This is a genomic window from Flavobacterium collinsii, assembly GCF_902804485.1.
Classification (GTDB): Bacteria; Bacteroidota; Bacteroidia; order Flavobacteriales; family Flavobacteriaceae; genus Flavobacterium; species Flavobacterium collinsii.
On record NZ_CADCST010000087.1, the window covers coordinates 18,932 to 40,130 of the forward strand.

Annotated in this window: 23 protein-coding genes; 11 read left to right on the forward strand and 12 right to left on the reverse strand. The window is 35.8% G+C overall.

Annotated features, from left to right (window positions below; genetic code table 11):
• Positions 1–83 precede the first annotated feature (83 nt).
• Positions 84–563, reverse strand: a complete 480-nt coding sequence (locus FLA105534_RS13360) for an Lrp/AsnC family transcriptional regulator (protein WP_007805990.1) — start codon at positions 561–563, stop codon at positions 84–86.
• A 77-nt stretch (positions 564–640) separates the two neighbouring features.
• Complete coding sequence (locus FLA105534_RS13365; RefSeq protein WP_173966624.1) at positions 641–1,795, reverse strand: M14 family metallopeptidase; 1,155 nt, start codon at positions 1,793–1,795, stop codon at positions 641–643.
• Between the two features lie 312 nt (positions 1,796–2,107).
• Here FLA105534_RS13365 and FLA105534_RS13370 point away from each other — a divergent pair, with 312 nt between their 5' ends.
• Positions 2,108–2,569, forward strand: coding sequence for a helix-turn-helix transcriptional regulator (locus FLA105534_RS13370; RefSeq protein WP_173966625.1), 462 nt, complete (start codon positions 2,108–2,110; stop codon positions 2,567–2,569).
• An 86-nt stretch (positions 2,570–2,655) separates the two neighbouring features.
• On the opposite strand, the gene FLA105534_RS13375 is transcribed toward FLA105534_RS13370, so the two are convergent.
• Positions 2,656–3,207, reverse strand: a complete 552-nt coding sequence (locus FLA105534_RS13375) for a 1-acyl-sn-glycerol-3-phosphate acyltransferase (protein WP_173966626.1) — start codon at positions 3,205–3,207, stop codon at positions 2,656–2,658.
• 63 nt (positions 3,208–3,270) lie between these two features.
• On the opposite strand from FLA105534_RS13375, the gene FLA105534_RS13380 reads away from it, so the two are divergent.
• The 6 genes from FLA105534_RS13380 to FLA105534_RS13405 all read left to right on the forward strand — a co-directional run bounded on the left by FLA105534_RS13380 (position 3,271) and on the right by FLA105534_RS13405 (position 8,045).
• Positions 3,271–3,936 (forward strand): spermidine synthase, encoded by a 666-nt coding sequence (locus tag FLA105534_RS13380; RefSeq protein WP_173966627.1) that lies wholly within the window; start codon positions 3,271–3,273, stop codon positions 3,934–3,936.
• A 4-nt stretch (positions 3,937–3,940) separates the two neighbouring features.
• Positions 3,941–4,618 carry a peptidoglycan DD-metalloendopeptidase family protein gene (locus tag FLA105534_RS13385; RefSeq protein ID WP_173966628.1) on the forward strand — a complete coding sequence of 226 codons (678 nt, stop codon included), beginning with the start codon at positions 3,941–3,943 and terminating at the stop codon, positions 4,616–4,618.
• A gap of 6 nt (positions 4,619–4,624) precedes the next feature.
• Entirely contained in the window at positions 4,625–5,101 is a 477-nt protein-coding gene (locus FLA105534_RS13390; protein ID WP_173966629.1) for a hypothetical protein, read from the forward strand.
• A gap of 10 nt (positions 5,102–5,111) precedes the next feature.
• Positions 5,112–5,636 carry a hypothetical protein gene (locus tag FLA105534_RS13395; RefSeq protein ID WP_173966630.1) on the forward strand — a complete coding sequence of 175 codons (525 nt, stop codon included), beginning with the start codon at positions 5,112–5,114 and terminating at the stop codon, positions 5,634–5,636.
• A 53-nt stretch (positions 5,637–5,689) separates the two neighbouring features.
• Positions 5,690–6,160 carry a nuclear transport factor 2 family protein gene (locus tag FLA105534_RS13400; protein WP_173966631.1) on the forward strand — a complete coding sequence of 157 codons (471 nt, stop codon included), beginning with the start codon at positions 5,690–5,692 and terminating at the stop codon, positions 6,158–6,160.
• A gap of 142 nt (positions 6,161–6,302) precedes the next feature.
• Positions 6,303–8,045, forward strand: coding sequence for an APC family permease (locus tag FLA105534_RS13405; protein ID WP_173966632.1), 1,743 nt, complete (start codon positions 6,303–6,305; stop codon positions 8,043–8,045).
• Positions 8,046–8,238: 193 nt separating this feature from the next.
• Here the strand turns inward: FLA105534_RS13405 and FLA105534_RS13410 are convergent, their stop codons facing one another.
• Complete coding sequence (locus tag FLA105534_RS13410; RefSeq protein ID WP_173966633.1) at positions 8,239–9,726, reverse strand: aminotransferase class V-fold PLP-dependent enzyme; 1,488 nt, start codon at positions 9,724–9,726, stop codon at positions 8,239–8,241.
• Positions 9,727–9,907: 181 nt separating this feature from the next.
• On the opposite strand from FLA105534_RS13410, the gene msrA reads away from it, so the two are divergent.
• Entirely contained in the window at positions 9,908–10,441 is a 534-nt protein-coding gene (msrA, locus tag FLA105534_RS13415) for a peptide-methionine (S)-S-oxide reductase MsrA (protein WP_173966634.1), read from the forward strand.
• A gap of 105 nt (positions 10,442–10,546) precedes the next feature.
• Positions 10,547–12,115, forward strand: coding sequence for a protein adenylyltransferase SelO (locus tag FLA105534_RS13420; protein ID WP_173966635.1), 1,569 nt, complete (start codon positions 10,547–10,549; stop codon positions 12,113–12,115).
• 175 nt (positions 12,116–12,290) lie between these two features.
• On the opposite strand, the gene FLA105534_RS13425 is transcribed toward FLA105534_RS13420, so the two are convergent.
• Together FLA105534_RS13425 and FLA105534_RS13430 are read right to left on the reverse strand one after the other, a co-directional pair.
• A complete protein-coding gene (locus tag FLA105534_RS13425; RefSeq protein ID WP_173966636.1) occupies positions 12,291–13,274 on the reverse strand; it encodes a YpdA family putative bacillithiol disulfide reductase in 984 nt (327 codons plus the stop codon).
• Complete coding sequence (locus FLA105534_RS13430) at positions 13,262–13,735, reverse strand: CYTH domain-containing protein (protein WP_173966637.1); 474 nt, start codon at positions 13,733–13,735, stop codon at positions 13,262–13,264. Before FLA105534_RS13430 ends, FLA105534_RS13425 begins: the two co-directional genes overlap by 13 nt.
• Positions 13,736–13,935: 200 nt before the next feature.
• On the opposite strand from FLA105534_RS13430, the gene FLA105534_RS13435 reads away from it, so the two are divergent.
• Together FLA105534_RS13435 and FLA105534_RS13440 are read left to right on the forward strand one after the other, a co-directional pair.
• The gene (locus FLA105534_RS13435) at positions 13,936–14,850 is read left to right on the forward strand and encodes an OmpA family protein (RefSeq protein ID WP_173966638.1); all 915 of its coding nucleotides are present in this window, start codon (positions 13,936–13,938) and stop codon (positions 14,848–14,850) included.
• Positions 14,851–14,869: 19 nt separating this feature from the next.
• A complete protein-coding gene (locus FLA105534_RS13440; RefSeq protein ID WP_173966639.1) occupies positions 14,870–15,421 on the forward strand; it encodes a hypothetical protein in 552 nt (183 codons plus the stop codon).
• Between the two features lie 47 nt (positions 15,422–15,468).
• Here FLA105534_RS13440 and FLA105534_RS13445 read toward each other — a convergent pair whose 3' ends face one another.
• The 6 genes from FLA105534_RS13445 to FLA105534_RS13470 all read right to left on the reverse strand — a co-directional run bounded on the left by FLA105534_RS13445 (position 15,469) and on the right by FLA105534_RS13470 (position 21,026).
• The gene (locus FLA105534_RS13445; protein ID WP_173966640.1) at positions 15,469–16,515 is read right to left on the reverse strand and encodes an o-succinylbenzoate synthase; all 1,047 of its coding nucleotides are present in this window, start codon (positions 16,513–16,515) and stop codon (positions 15,469–15,471) included.
• Between the two features lie 67 nt (positions 16,516–16,582).
• Entirely contained in the window at positions 16,583–17,785 is a 1,203-nt protein-coding gene (locus FLA105534_RS13450; protein WP_173966641.1) for a tetratricopeptide repeat protein, read from the reverse strand.
• 41 nt (positions 17,786–17,826) lie between these two features.
• Entirely contained in the window at positions 17,827–18,336 is a 510-nt protein-coding gene (locus FLA105534_RS13455) for a DUF2199 domain-containing protein (protein ID WP_173966642.1), read from the reverse strand.
• A gap of 6 nt (positions 18,337–18,342) precedes the next feature.
• Positions 18,343–19,020 carry a metal-dependent hydrolase gene (locus tag FLA105534_RS13460; protein WP_173966643.1) on the reverse strand — a complete coding sequence of 226 codons (678 nt, stop codon included), beginning with the start codon at positions 19,018–19,020 and terminating at the stop codon, positions 18,343–18,345.
• Positions 19,021–19,050: 30 nt separating this feature from the next.
• Positions 19,051–20,013: a 1,4-dihydroxy-2-naphthoate octaprenyltransferase gene (menA, locus tag FLA105534_RS13465; protein ID WP_173966644.1), complete on the reverse strand. Its 963-nt coding sequence runs from the start codon at positions 20,011–20,013 to the stop codon at positions 19,051–19,053.
• A 179-nt stretch (positions 20,014–20,192) separates the two neighbouring features.
• On the reverse strand, positions 20,193–21,026 hold the full coding sequence (locus tag FLA105534_RS13470) for a 1,4-dihydroxy-2-naphthoyl-CoA synthase (RefSeq protein ID WP_017498510.1): 834 nt from the start codon (positions 21,024–21,026) through the stop codon (positions 20,193–20,195).
• Between the last annotated feature and the right edge of the window lie 173 nt (positions 21,027–21,199).

Below are 21,199 nucleotides of genomic sequence, written 5' to 3' on the forward strand. Positions count from 1 at the left end.
TTATAGTTGGTTGGTTAATTGGTCATAAAAAAACCCCAAGAATAAACTTGAGGTTATATTTTAATATAGCATTCAAGAAAATATTACATATTTTTAAAAATAGTATGCATCAAACGCTTCTTATCGTTTATACTTTCTTCTAATGAAATCATTGTTTCAGTTCTGTAAACACCTTCGATATCATCGATCATGAAAATTACTTCTTTTGCATGTTTAGTATCTTTTGCTCTGATTTTGCAAAAAATATTGAATTTTCCTGTTGTTACAGAAGCTACTGTTACGAACGGAATTTGATTGATTCGCTCTAATACAAATTTTGTTTGAGACGTATTATTAAGGAAGACACCTACATAAGCAATAAATGAATACCCTAACTTATCGTAATCTAAGGCCAATGAAGATCCCATTATTATCCCTGCGTCCTCCATCTTTTTTACTCTAACATGCACTGTACCAGCAGATATCAATAGTTTTTTAGCAATGTCAGTAAACGGAACTCTCGTATTGTCTATTAACATATCTAAAATCTGGTGATCTACTTCATCTAAACGAAATTTACTCATAATTCTTTAATTAATATTACTAATTGCTATTACAAAGTATAAAAATATATATAAAAAACAACAAATTCACATAAAAATTAACTTTTTATCAATCCGTTAACAAATTTAACATTTTTATCTAAACAAAAATCTGCTTTTTGATTCAATTTCGGAAAAGTACCAAAGTCATCCGAATAACTTGCCCCTTTTGCATCGTATTCGTAATGTCCAAAATAATTTTCCAAATCGCCCACTTCAACTATATAGGCATTAAAATGAATCTTATTTTCAATCAATTCTTCTTTGTATTGTGCGACAAAATTCGTAATAATTTCGATACCATCATAATTTATTTTGATATTTTTCCACATAAAATCATAAAAAACCACTTTATTTTGTGAAATATTCAAATAATCATTAATTCTGTTATCAACTAAATCGTTTTCGCTAATCAACTCAAAACTCGAAACAAGCGAAAAGAACAAAAACTTTCGAGTAATTTCGCGCTCGTAATCATTAGGATAATGACCTGCCTCAAATAAAATAGTAGGAACTTCTAAAGACTGAAATGTATCTCCTATACAGTTGATATTAAACGAGTCATCAAAACGACCTACCTGCCCAGGAATGTATTTTTGTAAAACATCATTGATTCCTGCAATGACATTAATTGCCTTTAACCTATTTTCATTCACTTCTCTTTCCTCATTATATGAAGGCGCCAAAAAGGAAAGTGTTGCCGGTTTTCCGGTTGAGCCTGCTCCAAAAATGGTGCGCTGATCGTGAAGATTAAAACAAAAATGCGGTTTAAAAGCTTCAAATACCTTTCTTAAAACATTACTTTCCGGTTGGGTTAAATTTTGAGAATCACGATTTAAATCTACCTTATTAGCATTCTCACGCGTATAAAGCCTTGCTCCGTCAGGATTCAACATCGGAATACTATAAAAGGTAAACGTTTTGAGCATCTTCTGTGCAAACTCGGAACCGCTGTTTAATACATTTATAAAATCAAAAAGTGCTTTTGTAGTCGTACTTTCATTCCCATGCATTTGAGACCATAGATAAATACGTGTTGCTCCGGTTCCGATTTGATAACTATAGATCGGTTCTCCTAAGACCGATTGACCAATAATCGATACCTGATTGTCTGTATTTAATTTATCTAATATAGGCTGAATATGATCCAAAGTCAGATAACGACCTTGTATTGTTTGCTCTTTGTGCTGGCTGAATAATTCTTCTAAATTCATCGTGTTTTGATTAGTTTACAAAAGTAAACATCTTTATTTTTACAATTGTAAACGAATTGTAAAGTAATAAATTTAGAATTGTAAACAGTTTTTAACAACCCTAGGCGTACTTTTCATCATAATTGATTAACATTTGTTATCACTCTAAATACAAAAACACAACTTAATACAATTCAATAAGTTAAATAAATTCATTTAAAGTAGTAGACGCATAATTTAAACCCTAGATTTACGATTTACAACTCTAAAATTGCTTAGCTAGCTACTTTTGATTACATTTGTAAACAGCGAATTTCTAAATAGTAATTTACAATGGTAAACATAGATGATTTTGTAAAACGACTTGAAATTATATTGGATTATTATGCTTTAAACGCTTCTTCTTTTGCAGATAGAATCGGAGTTCAACGTTCCAGTATGTCTCACCTGCTTTCCGGCAGAAACAAACCCAGTTTAGATTTTATACTAAAAATTCAGGAGGTTTTTCCCGATATCGATTTATACTGGATTTTAAATGGTAAAGGAAGTTTTCCAAAAACAGAAGACACTACTGATCCGAAAAAAAACGAATCGCTCTCTGAATTTTCAAAACCTATTACTCCTATTTCATCAGATGAAAATTTTATTTCAGGAAGTTCTGTACCACATAATGAAAGTTCCAAAAGTACACCTTCTACAGAAATTAAAAATCAAAGTTTAAATCCTGTAGAAAATGAAATTGAAAAAATAGTAGTTTTTTATAAAAATGGAACCTTTAAGACTTACGTTCCCTGATTCGAAATTTTCGCGTATTTGAAAAAAAGTTCGATTCATTTCCAAATATGCGATTCTTGCATAACTGCTAAATAAGAAGCAAAAAATTAAAATTGAAATCCATTTTGCGGAATTTTACCCAAAACCCCTTCATAGTGCTTTTTAAGAATATTCAGATCTGCGTCATAATTTCCTGTTGGAGAAAATGGTTTTCCCAGATTTACTTCTTTTTTTCCCCAGTCAAAAGCTACAGGTACAATGGGTACATTGGCTTTAAGAGCGATGTAATAAAAACCGCTTTTTAATTCTTTCACTGCTTTGCGCGTCCCTTCTGCTGCTACAGCTAATCGAAAAACCTCTTTTCTTTCAAAAATTGCAGCGATCGACTCAACTTTATTCAATCCGCCAGTTCGGTCTATAGGTTCTCCTCCTGCGCTTCTGAAATAATACCCAAAAGGAAAACGAAATAATTCTTTCTTTCCTACCCAGTTCATTTGTAAACCGGAAATTCCGCGTGTAAAAATTCCTAAATAAAAATCATGGTTGCTTGTATGAGGCATCACCATCATCACACATTTTTTTACTTCAGCATTTTCAATTCCCACAATTTTCCAGCCCATTAGCTTAAAAAAGATGAATTTGTACAATCGCTTTTTCATTAATTTATTTTTTACTGCAAAATAAAAGATTTAAAGTGGTATTTTTGAGTAAAAGCATTTAAAATGATCCAAAAATTGTTCAGTTATATTGTTCCTATAAAAATATTCAAAAAAAAATCACAAAGAAGCAAAATCATTGAAGTTACCTGGGCTAACGGCGAGTTGGTCCTTGATTCTGAAAACACCAATTACTCCTACGGAAGTTTACAGCGTATATTAAGATACGGACTTCGAAATATTGGCTATGATGCCATTCTTAAAATGGATCACATATTACTATTAGGTGTTGCCGGCGGAAGCGTAATTAAAACACTGGTAGATGAAATTCAGTACAAAGGCAAAATTACCGGTGTAGAAATTGACCCGGACATCATAAAAATCGCAAACGAATATTTTAATCTTGACCAGATCAAACAACTGGAAGTTATAATTGATGACGCTTTTGAGTTTGTTTTAAAAACAAAAAATAAATATAATCTAATTATTATTGATATTTTTGAAGACATTAAAATGCCCAATTTTCTTTTCGAAAGTTTTTTTAGTGAACGCATTTGTTCACTGTTACAAAGTCACGGATTTGTTTTGTTTAATACCATGATTTTAGACGAGGCCCACAATGTTCGAAACCGAAAATACATTTCTGAAATTAACCCCAAACTGTTTACTTCAAAAATGCTCCCACGAGTAGAAGTCCACAACGAATTAATAATTATCGAAAAAGTAGTTTAAACTTATGAAACCTCTTGCCTCTATTTTAAAAGCCTTACCTCCTACTAAAGTAATTGATTCCACCATTGACATTTCAAAATACATCCCTTTAGATTTGTCTGTAACCAATCAGGAACTTGCCGAGTTCAAACCTACCAACACCAAAGAATTTGAAGATTTTATTGCAACTTACTTGGAGAAAAATGATGCCGAAGTAGCTTACGGCGGCTATATCGAGGGACGAACAATCTACCAGCGCAGTACTATTTTTAAAAATAGCAATATCCCTGAACGCAACATCCATATTGGGCTGGATTTATGGACCAAAGTAAATACAGCGGTACTGGCACCACTTGACGGAAAAGTACACAGCTTTAAAAACAATATAGGTCTGGGCGATTATGGCCCAACCATAATTTTAGAGCATCGAATAGAAAATGAAAAATTTTATACTTTATACGGGCATTTATCGTTAGAAAGTATAGAAAACCTTAGTGTTGGGACATTTTTTCATAAAGGCCAAAAAATTGGAACTTTAGGAAGCTCCTCTGTTAATGGAGATTACGCTCCACATGTTCACTTTCAGATTATACGAAACATCGAAACGTATGCAGGCGATTATCCCGGCGTCTGCAATACAAATGACCTGAATTTTTACATCGAAAACTGTCCAGACCCCAACTTATTATTAAAAATTACTTAAATAGTTATGAAGAAAGCAGGATTGATTATATGTTTGTTGTTATTAATTGGATGTAAATCGAAAACGATCAATAGAGATACTGAAGATTTAAAAATTAAAAAAGTCACTGCTGCCGAAATAAATTCCAATCAGCAGAGAAAAGCGTATGAGTTAGGAAAAAGAGTCTTAGAAACCTGCAATTCCTCAAAATTCAAGCCTTTTAATGAAACGGAAGTTACCAAGTCGGTTATGGAAAATACGACCGAAGATCGTTTAACCAAAACCTGTCAAAGATTTAGACAGTACTACGGAAATTTCATCGATTTAAAACTTGATGGTGTTTACAAAACCAAACATGAGGTTATTTATCGATACCATGCGCAGTATACCAAAAAAGTGGCCAACAAAGAATTGCGCGTTTTTGTAAACGAAGACAATTTGATTTCAGCCATAAAGTCAATGGATTGGGACGAAAAATTTGATTCAAAAATAACAGAACAATAAAGTAAAACCTATGAATTTAAAACTTCCTCTTTTAATATTACTGTTAATTTCCGGTTTCGTAAGCGCACAGCAAACTATAATTGTAAAGGGTTCGAAACCATTTCCTGCAACAACTGCCTATACTTTTATTTGTGAAAAGTATGTTTTTACCGGAGAAACAGAGGTTCAGATTGCCAAAACAGACAAAGGAGGGGTTCTAAAACTAAGCATAGGAATTTCTAACGACAAAACCCAAATCTCAGGTGGCGTATATGTTGATTTAGTCAATGGAGACGTAATTGCCTGTGTAGATAAAAATATCAAAGAAACCCTTGACGGAAAAACTACATCTTATTACTATTTCACTCCTGCCGAAATGAATAAGCTAAAAAAAACTGATATTAAAGCCATCCGGTTTATTATCAAAGGTAACACTACAGCATTTGGAGATCAAACCGGATATTTTACGGCTCTGAACAGAATGGCGTACTTCTCAACAGCATTTGATAAATCTAAAAAAACATTTGACACCGCAGCAGCAATTAGTACTTTATAAGTATTTATTTTAACCTAATAAATCTTATTTTTACAATCTAAACATTATTCTCCATGAATCCGAATGAAGCCTTAATTACAAAATTCTATACCGCTTTTGCCAATTCCAACGCCAAAACAATGAGTGAATGCTATCATCCTAAGATTCATTTTATTGATCCTGCTTTTGGCTTACTAAAAGAAGATCAGGTTTCTAAAATGTGGGAAATGTTGATTTTAAAAAGCAAAGGCAATATTAAAATTGAATTTTCAGATATTAAAGCAGACGATTTTTCAGGTACTGCCAAATGGGTTGCAACTTATAATTTTAGTAAGACCAATCGAAAAGTTATCAATCGAATTTCTGCTGAATTTGCTTTTCAGGACGGTTTAATCATCAAACATACAGATAGTTTTGATGTCTGGAAATGGTCGAAACAGGCTTTTGGTTTTACCGGATATTTAATGGGCTGGACAGGATTTTTTCAAAGCAAAATTCAGGAACAGGCGCTGTTGTCCCTAAAAAAGTTTCAGGAATCCAAATAATTTTCTTAAATTGAAAATTCAAATATGCACATTAGCTAAAATTTCCTTTTAGTTTCTATTCAACTACCCGCCTCTTTTATTAGAATTCGCTTGTCTGTTACTATTTTTTTGGAGTTAATCGTGTTGTAAATCTTGAATCTCTATGAAAGAAATTGTACACAAAAAATTAAATCAATTACAGGCAACAGCAATTTGCGGAAATGATATTAGTTCTTCCTGTTTATACGTTTCAGCTCTTACCATTTTATATGCCGGGCAGTACGCCTGGATTTCTCTTTTAATTGTTGCAGTCGTTTTATTCTTATTCCGAAAAATTTACGGAGAAGTTGTAGGCGCAATTCCACTAAACGGAGGGGCTTACAACGTTCTGCTCAACACTTCTACCAAACGTTTGGCTTCTTTGGCTGCTACCTTAACTGTTTTGTCTTATATGGCAACAGCAGTGATTTCGGCTTCAGAAGGCATGCACTATTTGCATGGGATTTTTGAAAGTCTAAATGTGACCGTGGCAACCATCGTTGTTTTGGTCCTTTTTACAGGGCTAGCCATATTAGGCATTGGAGAATCGGCTTTTGTAGCGGTAATTATCTTTATCACTCATTTAGCCACTTTAAGCCTACTTGTACTGGCTTCGCTTTGGTTTATCCTGAATAACGGTTTAGAAACTTTCCACATCAACTGGCAGACTCCCATTGCTTATGGAAACATTAAAACGGCTTTGTTTTTAGGTTTCTCAGCCGCTATGCTTGGAATCTCGGGTTTTGAGAGTTCCGCCAACTTTGTAGAAGAACAGCAAGCGGGAGTTTTTCCGAAAACGTTGCGCAACATGTGGGCCATTGTTAGCTTTTTCAACCCGGTAATCGCCATTTTGTTAATCAGTATCATTCCGTTAACCGAAGTGGGTGCTAATAAAGAATCACTACTGGCTCATTTGGGACAAACTACTGGTGGTTCCTGGCTGGCATGGCTTATTTCTATTGATGCCGTTTTAGTTTTATGCGGAGCCGTATTAACTTCCTTCGTGGGAGTTTCAGGTTTATTAAATCGAATGACCTTAGACCGAATTCTACCCAACTATTTTCTGAAACAAAACAAGCGAGGATCTCACTACCGCATTGTGATTAGCTTCTTGGTGCTGTGCATTTCGGTACTTTTTGCAACAAATGGACACTTAGAGTCTTTAGCAGGAGTTTACACGTTCTCTTTTCTTGCGGTAATGGCCTTATTTGGAATTGGAAATTTACTACTCAAATTCAAACGCCGAAAACTACCCCGTCCAGAGCGCGCACGAGGCATCTCTGTAGTCGTTGCCGTTTCTTTTATTATTGCAGCTTTCATCGGAAACATGGAACTCAACATCAATGCTTTCTATACCTTTTTGAAATACATGGTTCCTTCCCTGCTCTTCATTGGCATCATGTTAAATCGTGTCATTCTGATAAGACTTCTGATCGAAGCTCTGGAGTACTTTTACCAGCCCTTACGACGAATGGTGATCATAAGTAATCGGTATTTACAAAAAATGAGTGTACAGATCAACTCGCAGGAATTTGTCTTTTTTACCAAAGGTGACGATATTGCCATCCTGAATAAAGTATTACAATATGTTGAAAACAATGAAACGACCAAAAAACTAAAAATCGTTTACGTTAAAAATGGTCCTTCAAACAACGAAGAATTAATAAAAGATCTGGAAGTTTTGGATCGTGCCTACGATGATATTGACATTGAATACCTTGAAATACAAGGTGTTTTTGGCCCTGAAATTATCGATGAACTTTCTATAAAATGGAATATCCCTAAAAACTTTATGTTCATTGGTTCACCAGGAAACAAATTCTCTTACCGAATTTCAGATCTGGGCGGAGTTCGCTTGATTATGTAGATCGTGAAACAAAAATTTAACCGCAAAGAACACAAAGTTTTTTAAATATTAGATTTTAAATAAACGCAAAGTCCGCAAAGTTAAATGTATATAACTCTGCGGACTTTGTGTTTATAATGATAAAGTTTTAAATAAATTCTTTGCGTTCTTTACGGTTAAAATAATGCAAGAGCCAAACTTTGTTATAAAAAAGCTATGATTTGAACCAGCCTGCTACTAACTCATCTTCAAACGAAGTGGCGTTCTTATGAATAAACTCATTGGTGTTTTTATTATAAGAATAGTCTAAAGCCCATTCTGTATGGTTTTTAGCTAAATCTTTAATACTTTCGCAAACATAAGCAATTTCTTCATCAGTAGTGGTTGGGTGAATTGACATTCTGATCCATCCCGGTTTTTTGATTAAATCTCCAATAGTAATTTCGTTTACCAGTTTATTGGAAGTTTCCTGATCTACGTGCAGTAAAAAGTGGCCATAAGTTCCAGCACAACTGCATCCACCTCTGGTTTGAATTCCGAATTTATCATTCAATAATTTCACTCCTAAATTAAAATGAAGATTTTCGATAAAAAACGAAACAACCCCCAAACGATTCTTATGCTGTCCTGCCAGGATTTTAATATTAGAAACTGGATCTAACTCATTAAAAACATAGTCTACAATCTCATGCTCGCGTTGCAGAATGTTTTCGATTCCCATTTCCTCTTTTAGCTCAATAGCCAGGGCAGTTTTAATAACCTGAAGAAACCCCGGAGTACCGCCATCTTCGCGATCCTCAATGTTATCTATATATTTATGTTCGCCCCACGGATTGGTCCAGCTCACTGTTCCTCCTCCGGGACAATCCGGGATCATATTATTGTATAACTTTTTATTAAAAATTAAAACGCCAGAAGTTCCAGGGCCTCCTAAGAATTTATGTGGAGAAAAGAAAATAGCATCTAAATATGCTTCCGGATCTTCGGGATGCATATCGATTTCTACGTAAGGGCCTGAGCACGCAAAATCAACAAAACAAACGCCATTGTGCTTGTGCATTAACTTTGCGGCCTCATGGAACGGTGTTTTTAAACCTGTAACATTCGAACAGGATGTAATAGAAGCTATTTTGATCGTTCTGTCACGGTATTTCTCTAACAATTGCTCTAAATTATCCAGACAAAAAAGTCCTTTTTCACAAGATGGAATAATTTCAACATCAGCAATCGTTTCTAACCAGGACGTTTGATTCGAATGATGTTCCATATGGGAAATAAAAACAACAGGACGTTTTTCAGCAGGAACAACCGTACACTCTTTTAAATTCTCGGGGATTTTTAAACCTAAAATACGTTGAAACTTATTGACCACACCTGTCATTCCGGTTCCATCTGTAATCAGAACATCATCATTATTAGCATTCGTATGACGCTTGATAATCGTTCTGGCATGATGATATGCTTTTGTCATGGCAGTACCTGACACGGTAGTTTCTGTATGTGTATTAGCTACAAAAGGCCCGAATTCATTGAGGATTTTCTCTTCAATAGGTCGATACAACCTTCCGCTGGCAGTCCAATCGGTATAAATAATCTGTTTTTTACCGTATGGAGACGTAAATTCCTGATTAATTCCTACAATATTCTTTCTAAAATCCTGAAAATAGGTTTCTAAAGTGATGGTACTATTTTTGCTGTTCATTAGTGTGCCTGAGTTTGATTGCAAATATATTGCTTTTTTATAGAATTGCGAATTTATCAATTGTAAACTTCAAAAGATAAATAACTGTTTAGTTTCTTTATTTAAACTATCTTTTTACTAATAATTTATCACAATATTCTATCGGATTAATAGGCATTAAAAATTTAAACAATACTATTTTATGGGAAATTTATCAGTTGCCACTTTTGGTGGAGGATGTTTTTGGTGTATTGAAGCTGTAATTCAGCGTTTAAAAGGAGTAGAATCCTTAAAATCAGGGTATTCAGGAGGTTTTATTAAAAACCCGCCCTATCGTGAAGTTTGTACTGGCAGAACCGGTCACGCAGAAGTCATACAAGTCACCTTTAATCCTGACATAATTTCATACCACGATTTGATTTTTATATTCATGACAAGCCACGACCCTACCACTTTAAACCGTCAGGGTGCGGATAGCGGAACACAATACCGCTCGATCGTTTTATATCACGATGACGAACAAAAAGCAGTGGCAGAACAGGTTTTTGAGGAAGTAAAAGCTTTCTACGAAGATCCGATTGTGACACAGCTCATTACGTTTGAAGTTTTCTATGAAGCCGAAGCAGATCATCAGAATTATTATAACAACAATCAGGAAGCGCGTTACTGTCAAATCGTAATTGATCCTAAAGTACACAAACTGAAAAAAATGTACGCTGACAGACTAATTGACTAAATAAACCCTTTTTCCAATGCTTAAAAAGAAAATCTCCATTATTTTACGCTGCTAAAGCAGAAAGAATTTAAGTTATTTCAAGCTGTTGTAAAGAAAAGAATCTCAATGAAAAATTTAAAAATAAATAATCGATTTACCGCTGAACTGCCTGCAGATGCAAACGAAACCAATGAAGTTCGTCAGGTCTCCAATGCGCTTTTCTCTTATGTAAATCCAACAAAACCATCAAATCCTAAACTTATTCATGCTTCCGCAGAAGTAGCAGAATCGTTTGGAATTTCGGCAGATGAAATTAAGTCTGAAGCCTTTTTAGATGTCTTTTCAGGAAAAGAAATTCTTCCGGAAACGCATCCGTACGCCATGTGTTATGCAGGGCATCAGTTTGGAAACTGGGCCGGACAATTGGGTGACGGTCGTGCTATTAATTTAACAGAAGTCGAACACAATGGTAAATCTTTTACACTACAGTTAAAAGGCGCAGGAAAAACACCCTATTCCCGAACCGCCGATGGTTTGGCTGTTCTGCGTTCGTCTGTGAGAGAGTATCTGTGTGCCGAAGCCATGTTTTATTTAGGCGTTCCCACTACCCGATCGCTTTCACTTATAACATCAGGAGATCAGGTTTTACGCGATATTTTATACAACGGAAATTCAGCGTACGAAAATGGAGCCATTGTTTGCCGTGTTGCTCCTTCGTTTATCCGTTTTGGTAGCTTCGAAATGCTGACAGCCCGAAATGAGCTTCAAAATCTAAAACAATTTGTTGAGTACAACATCAAACATTATTTCCCCGAAATTAAGGGAGAACCTAAAGAACAGTATTTACAATTCTTTAAAACCGTAGCCGATACAACTCGCGAAATGATTCTGCACTGGCAACGTGTAGGTTTTGTACACGGTGTGATGAATACTGATAATATGTCGATTCATGGAATCACTATTGATTATGGCCCTTATGGTTGGCTCGAAAACTATGATCCAAACTGGACACCCAATACAACCGACAGTCAATACAGAAGGTATCGTTTTGGGAATCAGCCACAGATTGCACAATGGAATTTGTACCAACTGGCCAATGCCATTTATCCATTAATCAATGAAGCCGAACCTTTAGAAAAAATACTGGAATCGTTTATTACCGATTTTGATTCAGATTACAAAACAATGTTTTTAAGCAAATTAGGACTGCTCACTTCAATCGAAACTGATAGCGAACTAATTACTGCTTTAGAAAGTACGCTGCAATTATCAGAGACGGATATGACCATTTTCTTTCGAAATTTGAGCAACATTCAAAAATCAGATTCTGTTGAAAAAGCACTAGAAAAAATTAAGGAGGCATTTTATATTCCGGAACAAATTTCAGGTACCGTTTTAGAATCATGGCAAAACTGGTTTACGGCCTATCTTGAAAGGCTTCAAACAGAATCACTCTCTGACCAGGAGCGTGCTGAAAAAATGAATACTATAAATCCAAAGTACGTATTGCGAAACTATATGGCGCAACTGGCGATTGATGCAGCCGACAAAGACGATTATTCGCTAATCGATGAGCTTTATACCCTATTGCAGAAGCCTTATGACGAACAGCCGGAATACCAAAAATGGTTCGCCAAACGCCCGGATTGGGCAAGGTCTAAAGTAGGTTGTTCTATGCTTTCCTGTAGCTCTTAGTTTTTTTAGCCACGAATTCACGAATTTATTTTATGAGCTTCCTTTGAAGAAACGAAAACCGCAGATCAGCTATTCAATGCTTTTCTGCGGTTTTTAGTTTTTTTTAGCCGCGAATTCACGAATTTTACTTTTATGAACTTACGAAAGTAAAATTCGTGAATTCGGGACTATAAATTTATTTTGAAGTAATATAATCCACAATCATATTAGCATGAACACGGGAGTTTTCGATAAACCATTTGTGCGTGTACATGCCTCCGCAAATTACACCGGCCAAAAACAAACCCTCTACATTCGTTTCCATGGTTTCCGGATGGTAGGTTGGAGTTCTTAACTCGTCTTCCGCTAATTGTATTCCCATTTTTTCCAAAAAGGTCAAATCTGGCTTGTAACCGGTTAACGCAAGTACAAAATCATTCTCGAGCGTAATTTTTCCCGTAGGAGTTTCTATTTCGACTTCATTTTCACGAATTTCAGTGATATTCGATTCAAAATAAGCCTTAATACTGCCTTCGGCAATACGGTTTTCAATATCGGGCTTGGCCCAGTATTTAACCCTGCTGTTGATCACGTTTTTTCGGATAACCATCGTCACATTTGCTCCTTTTCGCCAACATTCCAACGCTGCATCTACCGAGGAGTTATTTGCTCCTACAACCAGAACATTCCTGAAAGCATATTCATGGGCTTCTTTATAATAGTGACGCACTTTTGGCAGCTGCTCCCCTTTTACATTCATTTCAATCGGAATATCATAAAAGCCGGTTGCAATCACAACATTCTTGGCTTCATAAACGGTCTTGTCGGTGGTAATTTTAAAGGAAGCATTAGCCTGCTTTTCAACCTGTGTCACCTTTTCAAACAACTGAATCGAAAAATTAAAGTATCGGTGAATGTTTCGGTAATATTCCAACGCTTCCTGACGGCCTGGCTTTGGCGCCAGACAACTGAACGGAATATCTCCAATTTCAAGTCTTTCAGCAGTGGAGAAAAAAGTCATGTACAAAGGATAATTGAAAATACTATTCACAAGAGCGCCTTTTTCAATAATCAGATAACGCAAACCTTTTTTCTGAGCTTCGATTGCACAGGCCAGACCAATTGGACCACCCCCTACAATAATCAAATCATATACTTCCATAAACTTTACTTCTTCCATTCTTTAAAAGGATTCTTACTCAGATAAGCATTGTAATACCGTGGATCATCCGTTACCTCTTCTCCCAGCCAATCCGGTTTTTCAAAAGGTTCTGTTTCCGATTCCAGTTCTACTTCGGCCATCACCAATCCTTCATTTTCTCCGTAAAATTCGTCTACTTCAAAAATGTGTTTTCCTGATTTTATCTCATAGCGCGTCTTTTCAATCTTACCTTTTTCACACAGTTTAAGCAATTCCAACGCTTCGTCAAGCGGAATTTCATTTTCCCATTCAAAACGGGACATTCCACCCTGATGACTGATTCCTTTTATCGTAATAAACCCTCTTTCGCCTTTAATACGCACACGAACGGTTCTTTCGGGAACAGCACTTAAGTAGCCCTGAGCAATTTTGTTCTGTGTAAAAGCCTGCTCTTTAAAATCAGCTGATTTTACAAGAAACTTTCTTTCTATTTCGACCATTTTGATGCCTGAATTTAATTTTTATGCAAGTTACTTAATTTAATTTGGCCTGAGAATTGAAATTACAGGAATCATTACGTTTTAATCTTCTTTTTCACAATGCACTCATAATTAGAACTATAACTTTAAAATAACTGATTATTAATGGGTTATGTATTTATTTTTTTGTTAAATTTGATAGAATCTTAACTTCATCACTTATGTCTAAAAAAGCACTTTATCTATTAGGCATTGCAATAACCATTATTTTAGGTACTTTTTTGTATTTGAAATTTTGCTGCAATTGTACTATGAAAACACCTGCGGTTGAAACCGAAAAAGTATCGATAGTTGTAGCTCAGGACGATACTTTTGTCCCTTTTATTCTAAATGGTTCAGGAATTGATTATCATACCAATGATAACCTCAAGTTCCTGAAAAACAGTTTTGCAGTGATTCTGCCTGTGAGTGATTCTGTATCAATTGGAGTTCAAAATCTTAAAACCTTTTTGATTGCCAATCCGAAGCAAAAAATTACCATAACAGGTTATGCAACTTCAGACGAAACTAATTCAACTGCTTCGGAAAATCTGGGTCTGGCAAGAGCGAATGATATCAAGAAGTATTTTGTATCTCAAGGCGTATCTGACGCTCAGCTAAATACAAAAGGTGAAGTGATCGACAAGTGGAAAATGACAAAAGATACATTATTAGGACCTGCTGAATATACATTTGATGCTCCCGGAGCTGCTACTCCAGTGGTGACTGATGAATGGATAATTCTGAAAGAAAAAATTAATGGTGATCCGTTAATTCTACATTTCAATACCAATAAATCAAGTGATAAATTAACAGCCGCTGAGGAACAAAAAGTTGCTGATTTAGTAAAATATATGGAACACGTAAAAGAAGCCGTAATTCTGGCTGTTGGGCATAGCGATAATGTTGGAAATCGTGATTCGAACGTAGCTCTGGGGCAAAAAAGAGCCGAGTTTTCTAAGAATTATTTGTCTAAAAAAGGGGTTGATGGTAACCGTATTACCGCTGAGTCAAAAGGTCCGGATGAACCTATTGGCGAAAATACCACCGCTGAAGGCAAAGCAAACAACAGAAGAACTGTTATCACAATTAAATAATTAATCAAAATATACGATCATGAATATACCTTGTATCTTAATACCGGCACTAGTGGGTTTAATCTGTGGAATTTTGGGTTACTTACTGGGAAAAATGAATTCTAAAGGTGACAATTCACTTGCATTGTCCTTACAGGCTGATCTGGATGCCTGTAAAGCAAATACCCGAAATCTGAATGCTAAAATTTCTTCTCTGGAAGCTGAACTGGCTGCAAAAGCTAAGATTAACTCGGCACCACAATCATTTGCCGCTACAACAGCACCTCTAATCCCCTTTGACAGTGCGCTGGCTGCAACCGTGTATGGCAAAAAGATAAAAGAAAATGATTTGAAAGTTGTTGAAGGAATCGGCCCAAAAATTGAAGCATTATTCAATGCAGCAGGGATCAAAACGTGGCATGAACTATCAGAAGCTTCAACCGAAAAACTGCAATCCATTCTGGATGCAGGAGGTGAAAATTATGCCATTCATAATCCAAGTACCTGGGCAAGACAAGCATTACTTGCTTACCAGGGCAAATGGCAGGAATTAAAAGACTGGCAGGACAACTTACAGGGCGGAAAAGAATAAATCCAAAATCAATATAACCTTAAAAACTGGCTTGAAGCCAGTTTTTTTTATGTGTTACTGAGAAAATCAAAATCCCAGTCTTTTGTAGTATTGTACCATAACTGCCCTTGTGAAACTTCAAGTGGGCAATCGAAATTATTGGTGTAAAGTCCTCCGGTTCCTAAGCCCTGAGGCATTACAGCGTTTTGCAGGAAAGTCCATTGTGCAATTGCATTGAGACCAATATTACTTTCTAATGCCGAAGTAATCCACCAGCCAATTTGATACTTATCTGCCAGATCAATCCATTCCTTTGTACCTTTGAAACCTCCAATAAAACTAGGTTTCAAAATAATATACTGAGGTCTGATTTTTTGCAACAGACTTTCTTTTTCTTCCAACGAAAAAGCCCCAATTAATTCTTCATCCAAAGCAATTGGGAATGGCGTTGTTTTACACAAATCAGTCATTGCTGCAATATTTCCTTTTTTAACAGGCTGTTCAATACTATGCAAGTGATATTTATTCAATTGATTCAACTTATCTAAAGCTTCTTCTAAACCAAAAGCTCCATTAGCATCTACCCTGATTTCAATTTGCTCTGCGGAAAAATGACTGCGGATATAAGCTAACAATTCCAGTTCTTTTTCAAAATTAATAGCGCCTATCTTAAGCTTTATACAATTAAATCCAGTTGCTAATTTTTCTTCAATTTGTTCTTTCATAAAGGAAGCTTCCCCCATCCAGACCAAACCGTTTATGACAATCGATTTTGAACCGGCTGTAAAATGCGAAGGAAACAAAACAAACGGATTTTCATTTTTAAGAGACAAAAACGCCATTTCAACTCCAAATTGTATCGATGGGAATTCCAACAAAGCATTCCAGAGTGCTTCTTCTCCCAAATGAATATTTTGACAGGTCCATTGCAGTTTTTCTTCGTAATCTTCTCGATCATCAGCACTCAGGCCACGAAGTATTCCGCACTCTCCTATCCCTTTTTTGCCATCTTCTTCCAAAATAATAAACCAAGTTTCTTTCTCGGTCATAACACCTCTGGAAGTTCCGGAAGGTCTTTTAAACTCAAGCATGTATTTGTGACAGGTCGCTTTCATATTTTACTTAAACTATATAAGTGATCCCATATCAAAACGAACAGACACACTCACAAAGCTTTTACTTTTAATTGTAGAGTTTTAAGATTTTTTCGAAGTCTTTTGAAGGTAGTCCTGCTTTTTGAAAAACTAAAAAGTCTTGTTTTGTTTTTTCTTTCCAGCTCAAACTGTCTGTGACGTTTTGTGACTGGTACTTTTTGTAAATGGCTTTTGCTTCGCTATAATCATCGTTAATCAGGTAGACATGTGCCAAATTTAATTTTACCAGCAACTCTGTATCGTCCAGTTTCTCACCTTCTTTCAGGAATTTAAGGGCTTTTCCGTACTGTTTTGTCAAAATATAACAGTATCCGATAGAACTGTAATCCAATGCAGTTGCTTTTCCATCATTAATAATTGTATTCAATTTTGGAATCGCTTCGTTGTATTTTTGAAGTCTCACTAAAGAAGCTGCCTGAGCTCTCAGATCATTATAAACATTTTTAGAAATATCAGCATCTTTATAACAGCTATTTCCAAAGTCTTTATATGCTTTATTCTTCTCCATTGGCAGCAGTTTTTGAAATTCTGTATAGCGGTACTGTTTCATGATTTTTTCAAGAATACAAACACAAAAATCATCAGAATTAGCCATTTTCTGAGCCATGGTAGAGGTTTTGCAAAGGCTTATAATTTCATTTTTATTATCCTGATTCCATCCGCGATTGAGTTTGGTATCTACCCAAGGCACGACTTCCAAAACTATTTTTTGATTTAAAAGCCAGTTTTTGCTGTGAAAACCAAACCAGAGTGTATTTACATTCTGCCCCAGACAAGACGATTTATCGAGTGACAATCGTTTAGCATCTTTGCTCAGAGGGTCTTTCTGATCGTAACAGGCTTTATCGGTTTTTCCATCAGTAATGTACTTTTTTGCTGTTTCATTTGACGTAAACAAGGCATAGGTACAGGTATCGTCGCCTGAAATTTTAGACATCAGAAAAACGGCTCCTGCCGATCCCTGACTAATTCCGGTTGGATCGGGAATTGATTTTAAAACGGAAACCAAACTGTTGGCCATTTCCTGATTTTCATCGAGAAGCGTGATTCTGTAGACGATTTCTGTGGTTCCAACAGGTAAATCTTCTGTTCTTAGCATAATTCTGTCACGGGCAGAAACTATAATCTCTTTTGTAGTGGCACGTTCTTTGTCCCAATAGCCATCTTTTTGCGCAAAAATGCTGCAGGAAGCGGTGCTAAAAAGAAATAGGGCAATTTTTTTTAAAATCATTTTAAAAAATTTATTTAAAGATCTCTTACAAACTTCGGGCCTTATTTTTTTAAGATTTCCCGAATTCTTTTTTCAGCCTCGGCTTTGGTGATTCCATTATAATAATCTTTCACAAAAGGATGGTCAAAATCTTTGTGCGGAAAAATTTCAGGTCTCTCATTGCCCGGTTTGGTGACTACGGTTGTTGGAATACTATTTAAAAATTCATACTGCGGAATGTAATTGGAAAGCCATCCAAAATATTGTGCTTCATGATTCTCCTCTTCTCCGTTTTCCAGATAATCTTCAAAGCTGTTTTCGCTTAAAGAAACCCAAAAACCATACTCCAGATCTTCACAATGATCGTTAACCTGCTGAACCAGAACCACTCTTATAAAACGATTGATATGATCTTCCTGTTTAATGACGCAAAAATCCTGATAAATAACTGCAATTTCTTCTTTTTCCTGTTCTGAAAGCTTGTTGTAAGCTGAAGGCGAACTGTAAGCAATTGCAGGCCAGCTTTCATGCTCATGACCACAGCAGTCGCAAATAAATTTAGTATCAGTCATTGTTAACTATAATTCAATTGATTCTCCAATTTCAAGAAGCATCAAGTCTTTTCCTTTATCGAAGAATTTACGAATAGCATCTTCATGATCAATTTTAATGTAACCAAAAGTATCAAAGTGATAGCCAAGGATCTTGTCGCATTCTACAAAATCGGAAGCGATTATAGCATCCTCGACATCCATGGTGAAATTGTTCCCGATTGGAAGTATCGCCAAATCGAGTTTGGTTCGCATTGGAATTAATTTCATATCCCATGTCAATCCTGTATCTCCGGCAATGTAAATATTCTTATGCTCGCCTTCGATTACAAAACCGCCCGGGTTTCCGCCGTAACTTCCATCAGGAAAACTGCTGGAGTGAATAGCGTTTACATATTTTACTCTTCCAAAATCAAACTGCCAGCTTCCTCCATGATTCATAGGATGTGAACTGAAGCCTAATTTAGCATAGTAGTCTGCTATTTCAGCATTTGAAACGATCACCGCTTTAGTACGTCCTGCAATTGCTTCAACGTCCAGAATATGGTCGCCATGTGCATGGGTAAGTAAAATATAATCGGCTTTCAGGGTCGTTATATCCACTCCCGCTGCCTGTGGGTTTCCTGTAATAAAAGGATCTACAATAATATGTTTTCCACCAACTTCAATACCTAAAGACGCGTGTCCGTAAAATGTTATTTTCATTTTAATTGATTTTTAAAATTGAACTTTGTTTTATCTCCCTCCTAAAAAGAGGTTCACAATAATATCTGAGATCAATGAAATCATACATACCGTTAGCAATATCGAAAGTAAAAAGGTACTAAGCGCCAATTTTTTCAATTCAGGATCCAACAGCTTTGGATTTTGGTTTTTATAAACGGTAATTAAATGTTTCGTTAACGGAATAAAAGCCAATAAGAATAAATACTGATCGAAGTTATAATCACTCAAAAAAGCAAAAATAACAACCAACAACATAGCTGTAATAATCAAAGTGAAATGATAAATTTTAGCTTTTGCACCACCAATCTGAACTACAATGGTATTTTTCCCCGATTTACGGTCTGATTCCTCATCGCGCATATTGTTCAGATTCAGTACTCCAACGCTTAATAAACCAATTGAAATAGCCGGTAAAATCAAAAGCGGATCTACTTCTTTCGAGTATAAAAAGTTTACTCCTAAAGTGCTTACCAATCCAAAGAAAACAAAAACGAATACGTCTCCAAATCCTCTATATCCATAAGCCGAATTGCCCACTGTATAACGAATTGCTGAAACTATCGCTGCAATTCCCAGCAATAGGAAAAAGATAGAGTATCCAAAATTACTTTCGCCAAAAGCAAAATAAATTAGTACAATGGCAGACAACAACGTCAAAAACGAAGTAATTATAATGGCTTTTTTCATGGCCTGTGGCGTAATAACACCACTCTGAATGGCACGTTGCGGACCAACTCTGTCAGCATTATCAGTACCTTTTACACCATCACCGTAATCATTTGCAAAGTTGGACAAAACCTGTAAACCAAGAGTTGTTAAAAGTGCAAAGCCAAAAATTTTCCAACTGAATACTTCTGTTGGTGTGTTAATGGTGGCCGTCGGATTTGATAAGGCATATATACTTCCTACTATGATTCCGGAAACTGATAAAGGTAATGTACGCAAACGAGCGGCTTCGATCCAATGTTTCATTCTGTTTTAATTTTAGATTTTAGACTTTAGATTTTAGATTGTTGGATTCTTAATTTGAATTGCAATACTCTAAAATCTATCCTCTAAATTGTATTATATAATTAGGATTTAATCTCAAATTTAGCTCCCAGTTTCAGATTCAAAAATCTAAAATCTGTAATCTAAATTCTAAAATCGTATTATGGAAGCCATTTATTCTCTCCGAAGTTTGGTTTTCTTTTTTCCAAAAAGGCATTTCTTCCTTCTTTTGCTTCTTCGGTCATGTAAGCCAAACGAGTGGCTTCTCCGGCAAAAACCTGCTGACCAACCATACCGTCGTCTGTTAAGTTCATGGCAAATTTTAGCATTTTGATAGAAGTTGGAGATTTTTGTAAAATTTCCTGTGCCCATTCATAAGCAGTAGCTTCAAGTTCGTCATGTGGAATTACGGCGTTCACCATTCCCATATCCATAGCTTCCTGAGCAGAGTAATTACGACCTAAAAAGAAAATTTCACGTGCTTTTTTCTGTCCTACCATTTTGGCTAAATAAGCAGATCCGTAACCACCGTCAAAACTGGTTACATCGGCATCTGTTTGTTTGAAAATAGCGTGTTCTTTACTTGCCAAAGTCATATCGCAAACTACGTGTAAACTGTGTCCGCCACCAACGGCCCAACCTGGTACAACTGCAATAACAACTTTAGGCATGAATCGAATTAAACGTTGCACTTCAAGGATGTTTAAGCGATGCTGACCGTCTTCACCTACATAACCCTGGTGTCCGCGTGCGTTTTGGTCGCCCCCGCTGCAAAAAGAATAAACACCGTCTTTGGTTGACGGACCTTCAGCAGAAAGCAGTACCACTCCTATTGAAGTGTCTTCCTGTGCATCGTAAAAAGCCTGGTATAATTCTGAAGTTGTCTTTGGACGGAAGGCATTTCTAACATTTGGTCTATTAAAAGCAATTCTCGCAACTCCATTACATTTTTTATAAGTGATATCTTCAAATTCTCTGGCAGTAATCCAATCCATTTCTGTTTGTTTAGTTTTAAATAATTGATAGTGTAAAAATAAAGCATTTTTATATTTTTACCTATCCCTATTTGCTTTTAGTGTTGACTAAAATCATATGCAATGTTAACAATTAGTATACTCTTACAAAAAATAATATTTTTTAACAGTAGTTTTAAAAAATAATATTTTAT

Excerpts from the sequence above, each read along its gene's own strand:
- FLA105534_RS13360 (WP_007805990.1), bottom strand. The coding sequence starts at position 563 with ATGAGTAAATTTCGTTTAGATGAAGTAGATCACCAGATTTTAGATATG.
- FLA105534_RS13365 (WP_173966624.1), bottom strand. The coding sequence starts at position 1,795 with ATGAATTTAGAAGAATTATTCAGCCAGCACAAAGAGCAAACAATACAA.
- FLA105534_RS13370 (WP_173966625.1), top strand. The coding sequence starts at position 2,108 with ATGGTAAACATAGATGATTTTGTAAAACGACTTGAAATTATATTGGAT.
- FLA105534_RS13375 (WP_173966626.1), bottom strand. The coding sequence starts at position 3,207 with ATGAAAAAGCGATTGTACAAATTCATCTTTTTTAAGCTAATGGGCTGG.
- FLA105534_RS13380 (WP_173966627.1), top strand. The coding sequence starts at position 3,271 with ATGATCCAAAAATTGTTCAGTTATATTGTTCCTATAAAAATATTCAAA.
- FLA105534_RS13385 (WP_173966628.1), top strand. The coding sequence starts at position 3,941 with ATGAAACCTCTTGCCTCTATTTTAAAAGCCTTACCTCCTACTAAAGTA.
- FLA105534_RS13390 (WP_173966629.1), top strand. The coding sequence starts at position 4,625 with ATGAAGAAAGCAGGATTGATTATATGTTTGTTGTTATTAATTGGATGT.
- FLA105534_RS13395 (WP_173966630.1), top strand. The coding sequence starts at position 5,112 with ATGAATTTAAAACTTCCTCTTTTAATATTACTGTTAATTTCCGGTTTC.
- FLA105534_RS13400 (WP_173966631.1), top strand. The coding sequence starts at position 5,690 with ATGAATCCGAATGAAGCCTTAATTACAAAATTCTATACCGCTTTTGCC.
- FLA105534_RS13405 (WP_173966632.1), top strand. The coding sequence starts at position 6,303 with ATGAAAGAAATTGTACACAAAAAATTAAATCAATTACAGGCAACAGCA.
- FLA105534_RS13410 (WP_173966633.1), bottom strand. The coding sequence starts at position 9,726 with ATGAACAGCAAAAATAGTACCATCACTTTAGAAACCTATTTTCAGGAT.
- msrA (WP_173966634.1), top strand. The coding sequence starts at position 9,908 with ATGGGAAATTTATCAGTTGCCACTTTTGGTGGAGGATGTTTTTGGTGT.
- FLA105534_RS13420 (WP_173966635.1), top strand. The coding sequence starts at position 10,547 with ATGAAAAATTTAAAAATAAATAATCGATTTACCGCTGAACTGCCTGCA.
- FLA105534_RS13425 (WP_173966636.1), bottom strand. The coding sequence starts at position 13,274 with ATGGAAGAAGTAAAGTTTATGGAAGTATATGATTTGATTATTGTAGGG.
- FLA105534_RS13430 (WP_173966637.1), bottom strand. The coding sequence starts at position 13,735 with ATGGTCGAAATAGAAAGAAAGTTTCTTGTAAAATCAGCTGATTTTAAA.
- FLA105534_RS13435 (WP_173966638.1), top strand. The coding sequence starts at position 13,936 with ATGTCTAAAAAAGCACTTTATCTATTAGGCATTGCAATAACCATTATT.
- FLA105534_RS13440 (WP_173966639.1), top strand. The coding sequence starts at position 14,870 with ATGAATATACCTTGTATCTTAATACCGGCACTAGTGGGTTTAATCTGT.
- FLA105534_RS13445 (WP_173966640.1), bottom strand. The coding sequence starts at position 16,515 with ATGAAAGCGACCTGTCACAAATACATGCTTGAGTTTAAAAGACCTTCC.
- FLA105534_RS13450 (WP_173966641.1), bottom strand. The coding sequence starts at position 17,785 with ATGATTTTAAAAAAAATTGCCCTATTTCTTTTTAGCACCGCTTCCTGC.
- FLA105534_RS13455 (WP_173966642.1), bottom strand. The coding sequence starts at position 18,336 with ATGACTGATACTAAATTTATTTGCGACTGCTGTGGTCATGAGCATGAA.
- FLA105534_RS13460 (WP_173966643.1), bottom strand. The coding sequence starts at position 19,020 with ATGAAAATAACATTTTACGGACACGCGTCTTTAGGTATTGAAGTTGGT.
- menA (WP_173966644.1), bottom strand. The coding sequence starts at position 20,013 with ATGAAACATTGGATCGAAGCCGCTCGTTTGCGTACATTACCTTTATCA.
- FLA105534_RS13470 (WP_017498510.1), bottom strand. The coding sequence starts at position 21,026 with ATGGATTGGATTACTGCCAGAGAATTTGAAGATATCACTTATAAAAAA.